This window comes from Shewanella sp. HN-41 (assembly GCF_000217915.1).
GTDB lineage: Bacteria > Pseudomonadota > Gammaproteobacteria > Enterobacterales > Shewanellaceae > Shewanella.
In genome coordinates this window covers 58724-69689 of record NZ_AFOZ01000047.1, presented here as the reverse complement: position 1 = coordinate 69689, position 10966 = coordinate 58724, and the positions used below count along the sequence as shown (strand labels likewise).

Annotated in this window: 14 protein-coding genes; 5 read left to right on the top strand and 9 right to left on the bottom strand. The window is 46.9% G+C overall.

Annotated elements, in window-relative coordinates:
• Nucleotides 1-331: 331 nt before the first annotated feature.
• Nucleotides 332-880 carry a gamma carbonic anhydrase family protein gene (locus SOHN41_RS19555; protein ID WP_007652418.1) on the top strand — a complete coding sequence of 183 codons (549 nt, stop codon included), beginning with the start codon at nt 332-334 and terminating at the stop codon, nt 878-880.
• A 165-nt stretch (nt 881-1045) separates the two neighbouring features.
• On the opposite strand, the gene SOHN41_RS19550 is transcribed toward SOHN41_RS19555, so the two are convergent.
• From SOHN41_RS19550 to aroE, 3 genes are read right to left on the bottom strand one after another with little or no spacing between them, the layout of a single operon-like run.
• Nucleotides 1046-1285, bottom strand: a complete 240-nt coding sequence (locus SOHN41_RS19550) for an Imm32 family immunity protein (protein WP_007652416.1) — start codon at nt 1283-1285, stop codon at nt 1046-1048.
• A 22-nt stretch (nt 1286-1307) separates the two neighbouring features.
• Entirely contained in the window at nt 1308-1583 is a 276-nt protein-coding gene (locus SOHN41_RS19545) for a DUF1488 domain-containing protein (RefSeq protein ID WP_007652414.1), read from the bottom strand.
• Between the two features lie 5 nt (nt 1584-1588).
• Nucleotides 1589-2437 carry a shikimate dehydrogenase gene (gene aroE / locus SOHN41_RS19540; protein ID WP_037459784.1) on the bottom strand — a complete coding sequence of 283 codons (849 nt, stop codon included), beginning with the start codon at nt 2435-2437 and terminating at the stop codon, nt 1589-1591.
• A gap of 140 nt (nt 2438-2577) precedes the next feature.
• Between aroE and SOHN41_RS19535 the strand changes: the two genes are divergently transcribed.
• Nucleotides 2578-3015, top strand: coding sequence for a group II truncated hemoglobin (locus tag SOHN41_RS19535; RefSeq protein WP_007652409.1), 438 nt, complete (start codon nt 2578-2580; stop codon nt 3013-3015).
• A gap of 34 nt (nt 3016-3049) precedes the next feature.
• Here the strand turns inward: SOHN41_RS19535 and hemF are convergent, their stop codons facing one another.
• The 6 genes from hemF to SOHN41_RS19505 all read right to left on the bottom strand — a co-directional run bounded on the left by hemF (nt 3050) and on the right by SOHN41_RS19505 (nt 8058).
• Complete coding sequence (gene hemF, locus SOHN41_RS19530; protein ID WP_007652407.1) at nt 3050-3958, bottom strand: oxygen-dependent coproporphyrinogen oxidase; 909 nt, start codon at nt 3956-3958, stop codon at nt 3050-3052.
• Between the two features lie 25 nt (nt 3959-3983).
• Entirely contained in the window at nt 3984-4550 is a 567-nt protein-coding gene (locus SOHN41_RS19525; RefSeq protein ID WP_007652405.1) for an L-threonylcarbamoyladenylate synthase, read from the bottom strand.
• Nucleotides 4551-4677: 127 nt separating this feature from the next.
• On the bottom strand, nt 4678-5241 hold the full coding sequence (locus tag SOHN41_RS19520) for a type I DNA topoisomerase (RefSeq protein WP_007652403.1): 564 nt from the start codon (nt 5239-5241) through the stop codon (nt 4678-4680).
• Nucleotides 5242-5351: 110 nt separating this feature from the next.
• Nucleotides 5352-5825, bottom strand: coding sequence for a DUF494 family protein (locus SOHN41_RS19515; RefSeq protein ID WP_007652399.1), 474 nt, complete (start codon nt 5823-5825; stop codon nt 5352-5354).
• A 2-nt stretch (nt 5826-5827) separates the two neighbouring features.
• Nucleotides 5828-6850, bottom strand: coding sequence for a DNA-processing protein DprA (gene dprA / locus SOHN41_RS19510; RefSeq protein WP_007652398.1), 1023 nt, complete (start codon nt 6848-6850; stop codon nt 5828-5830).
• 83 nt (nt 6851-6933) lie between these two features.
• The gene (locus tag SOHN41_RS19505) at nt 6934-8058 is read right to left on the bottom strand and encodes a LysM peptidoglycan-binding domain-containing protein (protein ID WP_037459774.1); all 1125 of its coding nucleotides are present in this window, start codon (nt 8056-8058) and stop codon (nt 6934-6936) included.
• 126 nt (nt 8059-8184) lie between these two features.
• Here SOHN41_RS19505 and def point away from each other — a divergent pair, with 126 nt between their 5' ends.
• Genes def through rsmB form a run of 3 tightly spaced genes read left to right on the top strand, consistent with a single transcriptional unit; the run spans nt 8185 to nt 10951 of the window.
• Entirely contained in the window at nt 8185-8697 is a 513-nt protein-coding gene (gene def / locus SOHN41_RS19500; RefSeq protein ID WP_007652396.1) for a peptide deformylase, read from the top strand.
• 8 nt (nt 8698-8705) lie between these two features.
• A complete protein-coding gene (gene fmt, locus SOHN41_RS19495) occupies nt 8706-9662 on the top strand; it encodes a methionyl-tRNA formyltransferase (RefSeq protein WP_007652389.1) in 957 nt (318 codons plus the stop codon).
• Between the two features lie 2 nt (nt 9663-9664).
• A complete protein-coding gene (rsmB, locus tag SOHN41_RS19490; protein ID WP_037459781.1) occupies nt 9665-10951 on the top strand; it encodes a 16S rRNA (cytosine(967)-C(5))-methyltransferase RsmB in 1287 nt (428 codons plus the stop codon).
• Nucleotides 10952-10966 lie beyond the last annotated feature (15 nt).

Here is a 10966-nt window from a genome sequence, read left to right as displayed (position 1 = left end):
CCACACTGAGCGTCGAACGCTTCCAGTTGGCTAGGGCTGACTTCTCGTCAACTCAGGGTCGTGCATTTTACGCATTTCCCGTTTCGCGTCAAGGAGTTTTTTAAAACTTTCTTTTCGCTCATCAATCAGTAAACTCATCGATGAACTGTCACATCAGGCGGCTTTCGCTGTCTGCCGTGTCAGTGGATGCGCATTATAGGGAGATTGAGAAAGTGCGCAACCCCTATTTTTAAGATAATTGTCATTTCCTCACTGTTCGTTGGATATTTGACCTGACCAGCTAGTTTTTAACCTTTATAATGCAAAAAACCACTCAATTAGGGACTTTTCTATGTCAGGGCCACTCAGAACTTACCAAGGTATTCACCCTCAATTAGGCAATAACGTGTATGTAGATGAAGCTTCAGTGCTTGTTGGCGATATTGCGTTAGATACTGATGCCAGTATTTGGCCTATGGTGGCGGCGCGTGGTGATGTTAACCATATTCGTATTGGTAAACGCTCGAACGTGCAAGACGGTAGCATATTACATGTGACGCGTAAGTCAGCTTCTCGTCCCGATGGCCATCCACTGATTATTGGTGATGATGTGACTATTGGTCACAAGGCCATGCTCCACGGTTGTAAAGTCGGTAACCGAGTATTAGTGGGCATGGGCGCGATTATTCTCGACGGTGCGATTTTAGAAGATGATGTGATCTTAGGTGCAGGCTCTTTAGTGCCGCCGGGCAAGGTATTACAGAGTGGCTATTTATATGTAGGCAGCCCAGTTAAGCAGGCTCGTCCATTAACGCCTGCCGAGATGGCCTTTTTGCCAGAATCTGCCGATAACTATGTCAGACTGAAAAACGAGTACTTAGTCGAGTTACAAAACCTCTAGCAACTTATAGTGAGTCGCTTAGTATCACTATAGCTATATAAAGAAGACGGCAGAGACTTATCCAGTCTCTGCCGTCTTCTGCTATTTGCTGATTGAGAATATTTACACTCGATCTAACTTTGACATCTCACACCGTTTTAACTGGCTATATGGTTAACGGTTTTGTTAACTGTATTTTTCACTGAGCACCTGAATATCAGGGAAGTTGTCTTGCCATTGGGGCCATAAATCCATTAAGTGAATGTGATCGAAGTCATTGCCAAGTTTGTCCATTTCATTTGCAGCGTCATTTAGAAACTTGGCTATATCTCTAAGAGCTGATGAGTTTACTGCAATGGCAATTGAATCCATTTCAATTAAGCCATCGGTTGTTACATCGTGTTTATGTGAGCCCGTTATTTTCATGTACCCTATCTCTTAAATTCATCTAACCTAAGTGTACTGCGCCAAACTCATCAAACTCTTCGGCTTCGATTAGCTCCTCCGCCATTTCTTCGGCATCAAATCTCACCGCATCAAACAATGCCAGCATAGCAGCGGCTTCATCGGTACTCGGTTGTTCGGAGAAATCATTCAGCTCGGCTAACTTATTCGCACTGATATAGCACTTGATGTTCATTCCCTGTGACTGCGCTATAAAGCAGACCCGCTTGTGGGCATAGTCCCAATATTGCAGCTCGGGGAAAAGAATACTTTGATTCATGTTTCCTACCTAGGCTCGGCCATTAGTTTATTCCTCAAAAGATCCAACACTGCTTGAGTGTCGGGCTCAATACCTCGCCATAGGGTAAAACTTTTAGCCGCTTGCCCGACTAACATACCAAGCCCATCAATGACTTTCACCGCACCTTGGGAGAGTGCCCATTGATTAAAAGTGGTAACCGAGGCGCCATACATCATGTCATAGCAGGCAGTTTGCCTAGTGATGATATGTGCAGGCACAGGTGGCAACTCACCCGCAAGGCTCGCCGAGGTTGAATTAATGATGATATCGAACTCACCCGCAAGCCCACTCATTTCTACGGCGGTGACTTTATTCGCAAAAGCACCGTTATCCACTGAGGTAAAGATATCGGCCAAATGCTGCGCCTTAGTGTGGGTACGATTACTGATGGTCAGCTGCGCAATCCCTGCATTTAATAACGGCAGAATACAACCACGCGCCGCACCACCAGCGCCAATGAGTAACACGCGCTTACCTTGCAAGCTGCCTAAGTTAGCGATGAGATCGGCCACCAGCCCTAAGCCGTCGGTGTTATCACCGCGAATAGAGCCATCGGCCAATAAACTTAAGGTGTTGACTGCGCCAGCCAATCTGGCCTCAGGACTTAAAGTGTCACACAGTGCAAAAGCTTGTTCCTTAAAAGGTACTGTCACATTGGCGCCCTTACCTCCCGCATTGAAAAATGCCGCCAATGAGGCTTCAAAACCATCGACCGGTGCAAGAATAGCTTCATAGGTTAATGATTCATGCGTAAATACGGCAAATTGCCCATGGATAAAAGGGGATTTACTGTGGCTAATTGGATTACCAAACACTGCGTATCTGTCTGTCATAGCGATATTAAATTTAGACTCAATGGCTTTGCAGTCTAGCGCGCTTTTAGGGTCATGCAAGACGAATTATGCTCAACTAGCTTTCACGCTATAATGCGCCATCGGCTCAATACTCTCTATTTTAGTGAACGGCTATTCCAATGAACTGGCTTAAAAAGATTTTTAGTAAGCATACTCCACCGCAGGATGATCGCGATCCTAGTCAATCTAACGCCTATGATTTAATCGGCGGCGAAAAAGTGATCCGCGCTATCGCCAAGAGTTTTTATCAGAAGATGGCAAACTCGGCAGAGACAACGACTCTGTTTGCCATTCATAGGGCACCAATCGCAGAATCAGAGCAGAAGTTGTTCGAATTTTTAAGTGGCTGGCTCGGCGGGCCGCAGCTCTACCAGCAAAAATATGGCCACCCCGCATTGCGAGCAAGACATATGCCCTTCGCCGTTGATGAGGCGATGCGCGATCAATGGCTGTTTTGTATGAAGTTTGCGATTGAAGAGAACATTAAAAAGCCAGAGCATCGAGCCGCCATCTTTGAGGCGATTTCAACTCTGGCCGATCATATGCGTAATCAATAAAGTGGATGCTGTATCCACTTCATAAGATTACTGGCTAAACCCAGTCGCGAGGTTTAAGGTAGTTATCGTACAAATCTGCCTCTGGGCTTCCCGCCTCTGGCGTATAAGCATATTGCCAACGCACTAACGGCGGCATCGACATTAAGATAGACTCGGTACGTCCGCCTGTCTGCAGCCCAAACAAAGTGCCTCTGTCGTAGACTAAGTTGAACTCAACATAACGACCACGACGGTAGAGTTGGAACTGACGCTCGCGCTCACCAAATGCGGTTGCTTTACGACGCTCAACTATCGGCGCATAGGCGGTTAAGAAGCCATTGCCCACGGCTTGCATAAAGTTAAAGCTTTGATCGAATCCTCCTTGATTCAAGTCATCGAAAAACAGTCCGCCCACACCGCGGGTTTCATTACGATGCGGCAGGAAAAAATACTCATCGCACCATTTCTTATACTTGGGATAAACCTCATCCCCAAAAGGCGCACAAATATCCTTAGACGTCTGGTGCCACTCGCGCACATCTTCCTCAAAGGGATAATAGGGCGTTAAGTCAAAACCACCGCCAAACCACCACACGGGATCGGCCCCCTCTTTTTGGGCGATGAAGAAGCGCACATTGGCGTGAGTCGTGGGGACATAGGGATTATTAGGGTGGATGACTAATGAAACCCCCATGGCTTCAAAGCTGCGACCTGCCAGTTCTGGGCGATGTGCCGTAGCCGATGCAGGCATAGCTGCACCAGTCACATGGGAAAAGTTAACCCCAGCTTGCTCGAATACTGCACCTTGGGTTAACACTCTGCTAGTGCCACCGCCGCCTTCGGCGCGGGTCCATGAATCGGCGACAAAGTTCGCTTGGCCATCTAACTTTTCTAAACCTGCACAAATTCGGTTTTGTAGATCGAGTAAAAACGCTTTTACCACTGCAGCATCAGGCACACTCATCTTGTTATCCTTATTATTGGTTTGCTCATTGTCCATTTCGTAAAATTTTGCCACTACGCGCATCGATAATGGTCGAGGGCTGACATTGTTCGCCGAGCTCACCCAACACGAGAGCATCAATTTTACCTTCAAAATCGGCAAGGATTTCAGCGGCAGATAATGCAGGGGCTTCACCCGCAAGGTTAGCACTGGTCGACACTAAGGGCTTATTGAGTGCACGGCATAGGGCTTGAACCCCTGCATGGGCGGACACTCGCACTGCGATAGAATCAAATTCACCACAGAGGTATTTTGAAACCTGCGCTTTGACTGGCATAACAAAGGTAAAAGGTCCTGGCCACTTGGAAAAGGCGAAGTCGAGTCGTTCAGCGGTCAATTGAGTCTCATCCACATAGGGTAGCAGCTGCGAAAACTCACTGGCGACAAGGATTAATCCCTTTTGCCATGGCCGCTGCTTTACCGCCAATAATCTTTTGATGGCGGTGTCATTATCGGGGTCACAACCTAGACCATAAACCGCCTCGGTTGGATAGGCGATAACGCCACCTTGAAGAATGGTGTCTTTTATATCGGATGGGTGTAGCTGCAACATTATCAAATCACCTTATGCGTCTTGTCAGTTTTTGTCATTACCCGAATCTTCGCCGCCCCATCTAACGGTCGGTTGGGGATTATACTCAAGCCGCACTATGGCAACAAATATTATGCAATGGCCTAACTTACAAGGGGCGCTTGTACTTGCAGGTTTTTTGCGGGCATTCTAAACGCATTCCCGCCGCACCTTTACGCTCGACTAAGATCCCATAACCACAATTCGGGCACTCTTCAGCAACCGGTGGATAATTCACAATAAACTTGCACTTAGGATAAGCACTGCAGGCATAAAAACTCTTACCGAAACGACTCGTTCTGTGCTCCAGCTTACCCGTTTTGCATTCAGGGCAAAGAATATCCGGCTTATCTGCCCCTTGGTCGGGCTTTTCAATATGAGTGCAACTTGGATATTGAGTACAACCGATAAAAATCCCAAAACGTCCCGATTTTACCGCCAACTCATGGCCACATTCAGGACAGACTGAACCTTGTATCACTTGGGTTTCAATGGCTTCGTGTTGCACTAAAGGACGCGTATACCCACAGTTGGGATAGTTATTACACCCGATAAAGCTGCCGTGCTTACTGTGTTTTACCGATAACTCACTGCCGCACTCGGGGCAAAGTTCGTATTCTTTTTCCAACGCGTGCTCATGGGCACTAAATAATTGTTCATCGATCTTTGACATAATCATTCACCACCCATCAGAGCGCATAACGCTTGGCCACCAACAAACTCATGGCATCAAAAAAGGAGGGCTTAGCCTCCTTTCTCTCATTATTCATAGTATCGCAACGATTAAGAATGTAGTCGGCCTTCGGGCTGCTCAAAAATTAAATCTTCCATTTGCTCATAGGCGGATTCATGGCCGGGGGCGTTGAATAGCACCATCAAGATAACCCACTTTAGATCTTCAAGAACTAAGGCTGGTTCATCGAGTTCCATAACTCTATCGATCACCATTTCACGGGTTTCGACATTCAGCACTTTCACTTGCTCTAAAAACAGCAAGAAACCACGGCATTCCACATCTAACTTTTCCATTTCGTCTTTGGTGTAAATACGAAATGAATGTTGATCATGGTTACACAGGTAAGGTTTATCCCCTTCCTGTAGTTCCGCTAGACGTTCCAACCAAGTTAACGCTTTTAAAATTTCGGACTGGTGGAAACCAGCACGAGTGAGTTCCTTGGTTAACTCGTCTTCATCCACTAATAGTTCAACTTCACTGTGAACATAGTTTTCAAATAGATACATGAGGATATCAAACATGGCTAGCTCCTCTTTACTCTGACGTAACCACCGGGTACTGCAACAACCCAACCTTGCAACTCAAGTTCAAGCATTTGTTCTAACACCAGATCTATCGTTTTTCCACTATGTTCAACTACAGCATCAATTGTTGTAGCCTCATAACCTACACTAGCTAACAGCGACGAAAATGGCAAATGACAAATCTCACCTTGCTGTAGCTGTATATGGTGGCATAACTCCAATTCTTCAAGGTGGAAAGCGGTCAAACTTGCCAACTCATCTACTATATCGGCCGCGGTTTCCACAAGTTTTGCGCCATCACGCAATAAATCATGGCAACCTTGATGATAGCCACCAAGAATAGAACCGGGAACGGCAAACACCTCACGCCCTTGTTCCATTGCCAGTCTGGCAGTGATCAAGGAACCACTTTTTCGGCAGGCCTCTACCACTAGCGTACCGAGAGAAAGACCGCTAATAATGCGATTCCGTTTCGGGAAATTCCCCGCAAACGGCCCAACATCCGGCCAAAACTCGCTGAGTATACAGCCTTGCTGCTGAATATTCTCATAAAGCTGTCGATGTCTACGGGGATAAATAGTATCAATACCGGTTCCCAGTATAGCAATCGTCCTTCGACTCTGATCGACACAGGCCTTATGGGCGGCACCATCAATCCCCATTGCCATACCACTACAAATGCCAAACCCAAGGGCGGACATTTCACTCGCTAATTGATAAGCCACCTGCAAACCACCAGGCGAAGCATTTCGACTCCCGACAATGGCGAGATAAGGTAAAACCAATGCCTCTGAGCATCCTTTAACAAATAGCACTGTAGGTGGATCGGACAATTGTTTTAGTAAGGGAGGATAAAGGGGATCGGAGAAACAAATTAAATGATTGAACTCAGACTGCTGTTGCCACTCAAGGGCAAGATCCACTTTTTGATAATCAATAACAAGGCTATGGAGCCGTTGATCCGATAAAGGTAGGGCTTGTCTTTCATGCTCTAACCTCTGCCTGAGATCGTCCACATCCATGTGTTTTAATAATTGTTGGATCTGAGCGGGTCCAAGCCCAGATACAGCACTAACAACTAACCAATCGACCAAGTGTGCAGAAATTATTGACCTCTATAGGCTAAAGAGTCGGGAGCTACTAGCTTATCGTCAACCCGAACTGGACGTTCATTAGCGACAATTAATCCTAAGCTTGCCTTATCAAACACTTTAAAAACGAGCAGGCTGCCATGGTAGATATCAGGCATTTTTATCGCTCGATCCGATGAAATCGATGCGACAATATTGTCATAGGCCGTACGTTCGATGGCGGGTACGGGTAAGCCATCATGGCTGATAACTATCTCTTCACCATCACGGTAAATAGAGAACACTTCACCAGGATCAACGCCATCCTGTTTACCTTTATCTAAGTACACGACATTCAGCTTACCCGCTTCCCGCATTCTAGACTCAATGGCTAACACTGTAGCAGGTGTCTTTAAATCCGCGGGTTTAGGGGTGAAATAGGCAGACATTAAAGAATCATCTTCCATCGGCAGAACTCTAAAACCGGCCTTAGTCTCACGGTAATTACTCAGCAGTTTAATTTTAGAAACCTTACCAGACTCAATAACTTGACCAGTTGATGCTAGAATCGCTTCCTGCCCTAAGGCTTCACCGGTTTCCTTATTGAAAAATTCACGACCATGTTCATAGACGCCGTATTTTTTATTTAAAGGTAATTCGCTGTCGATATAAATCACATCACCCAATACATGGTGACGTGAAGGGCTTTCACCCGCGAGCACCATAGGTTGTGCGGCGAGCCACTGCGAATCAACCACTCGATTTTGAACCAGATAGTTCTCAATCAGAGCCAGATCAACGGCGGGCACAGCATCATTTTTGGCAATGATACGACCCTCAGGACTCTTTCTGATATGGGGTTTACCTTCATTGGAGCCATTACGCACTAATCTGGGTTGACCGTCGATAAAGACTAAGGTGAGCTGGTCGCCGGGATAAATAAGGTGGGGGTTTGCGATCTGTGGATTAACATCCCATAGACGCGGCCATTTCCACGGATCATTTAAAAAAGTCGCTGAAATATCCCAAAGGGTATCGCCCTTTTTTACCACATATGACTCGGGATGCCCCGCTTTAAGCGTAAGGGTATCTGCGGAAACAAACGTGCAATTGAATGTCATTAACGCGAGTAAAATTAACCGTTTCATGGTGCGGTCCATGTTGTTTGGCTCTTAAATCGAGCTTTTACTGTTATTGATAGGCACTAAAGATTAAAATTAACCCATTAGCCTCAGTCAGTATAACCAACTGGCTGAGATTTGACAGACTTGTTAAGAGTTTTAAGTATGGCACTGTTAAAAGTTTTACGCTTTCCCGATGAAAGATTGCGAACCCAAGCAAAACCTATCACAGAGTTTAATGCTGAGCTGCAAACTCAAATCGATGATATGTTCGAGACCATGTACCAAGAAAAAGGTATTGGTCTGGCTGCAACTCAAGTCGATTACCATAAACAACTGATCGTCATCGATTTACAAGATGATGTTGAACGTTCGAAGGTATTTATCAACCCTGAAATTATTGCCAGTAGTGGTGATTTTTGTAATGAAGAAGGCTGTCTATCTGTCCCAGGGATTTATGCCAAGGTCGATCGCGCAGAGTTTGTCACAGTCAAAGCCTTAGATAGAAATGGTAACGAATTTACAGTTGAAGCCAATGAGCTGTTTGCCATTTGTATCCAACATGAAATGGATCACCTGAAAGGCAAATTGTTTGTCGATTACCTGTCGCCTTTAAAGCGTCAACGGATCAAACAGAAACTTGAAAAAGCGGCCCGATTGGACGCCAAAGAAGCATAGGATCAGATTTGAAACCACTCAACATCATCTTTGCCGGAACACCGGATTTTGCCGCTCGCCATTTACAGGCGCTGCTCGACTCACACCATAATGTGATTGGCGTTTACACTCAGCCCGATAGACCCGCTGGGCGCGGCAAGAAACTGACCGCCAGTCCAGTAAAAGAACTCGCGCTCGCCAATAATATTCAAGTTTACCAACCAGGTTCACTTCGCAAAGAACCTGCACAACAGGAACTCGCCGCACTCAATGCCGATATCATGGTAGTCGTCGCCTATGGTCTGATCCTGCCTAAAGTCGTCCTAGATACACCGCGTTTAGGTTGTATCAACGTGCATGGTTCAATTTTGCCACGCTGGCGAGGAGCGGCACCGATCCAGCGTGCACTCTGGGCGGGCGATAAAGAAACGGGTGTGACCATTATGCAGATGGATGTAGGCCTAGACACGGGCGACATGCTGCTCAAAACGACGCTACCGATTGAAGATGATGACACTTCGGCCAGCCTTTATGAAAAACTCGCAGAGCAAGGTCCCGTCGCCCTATTACAGGCCCTTGAAGGTTTAGCAAACGGCACCTTAGCCGCTGAAAAGCAAGATGAAGCCCTAGCGAACTACGCAGAAAAACTCAGCAAAGAAGAAGCCAGACTCGACTGGAATAAATCCGCTAAGCAACTATGGCAAGAAGTGCGCGCCTTTAATCCTTGGCCTGTGAGCTATTTTGAGCACCAAGGTAATACGATTAAAGTGTGGCAGACTCAAGTCAGTACGACCACCAGCAATGCTGCGCCAGGCACGATTATCAGCGCCAGTAAAAAAGGCATTGAAGTCGCTACCGGGGATGGGGTGTTAAGCTTACTCAGTATGCAACTCCCAGGGAAAAAACCACTGAATGTTGCCGATATTCTCAATGCTCGCAGCGAGTGGTTTAGTCCTAATACTCGCCTAAACTGCGAGGCACAATAATGATGAACTTGCGCGCGCTGGCGGCGAAAGCCATCTTCGAGGTATTGGAAAAGGGCGTGTCACTCTCGGTCGCCCTACCCGAACAGCAAAAACACCTTACCAGCGGCAAAGATAAGGCCCTGCTCGCCGAACTTTGCTACGGCGTAATGCGCACCCTACCACAAATAGAAAAACGCATCAGTGAGTGCCTCGCAAAGCCATTGAAAGGCAAACAGCGGATCATTCATCAGCTATTAATTGTGGGCTGTTACCAGTTGTACTTCACCCGCATCCCTAGCCATGCCGCGATTTCAGAAACCGCCGAGGCCTGCCGCCAGTTAAAATTTGAAGGCATGGTCAAAGTAGTTAACGGCGTGCTACGTAATATTCAGCGTCAATTAACCCCGCTAAGTACCGAGTCGGAAACCTTAAGCTACAACACGCCTGGCTGGTTAATTAAGCGCTTAAAAGCCGCCTATCCCGATAATTGGCAAGAGATAATCCAACAGAGCCATGAGCGCCCGCCGATGTGGCTACGCAATAATCGCCTTTCCCAAAGCCGCGACGAATACCTTGCAGCCCTGAGTGAGCTTGAGATAGAAGCCAGTGCCGGATTGAGTGATGATGCCATTCTGCTGGCTCATCCAAAGGATGTAGCCACACTGCCGCGCTTCCATGAAGGTGCAGCATCGGTACAAGATGGTGCTGCCCAGTGGGCAGCAACCCTGCTTGCACCTAAAGCTAATGAGTTGATCCTCGATGCCTGCGCAGCCCCCGGAGGCAAAAGCTGTCATCTACTTGAGCTAGAGCCAAGCATCAAACTGGTTGCCGTCGATTTCGATGCAAAACGTCTCGAGCGTGTGCAACAGAACCTTGACCGATTGTCATTAACGGCAAAACTTATCCATGGTGATGCGGCCAATATTGACTCATGGTGGCATGGTGAGCAATTTGATCGTATCTTACTGGACGCACCCTGTTCGGCCACAGGCGTGATCCGTCGTCATCCTGATATTAAGTGGTTACGTAAAAATCATGACATAGAAGAACTCGCCGAACTGCAACAGCAAATTCTCGATCATTGCTGGAAGTGGCTAAAGCCTGGCGGCACGCTTCTTTATGCCACTTGTTCGATTTTACCGCAGGAAAACCGCGACCAAATCAATGCATTTTTGGCCAGAACCGCTGATGCTAAGCTAGACACACTCACCCAGCAGGCTTCAACCCAAGATATTGGTTGGCAAATCACGCCGGGACAAGACAATATGGATGGGTTTTATTACGCCCGTTTATTGAAAGCGACCCATTAGGAAGTAAGTAAGGCC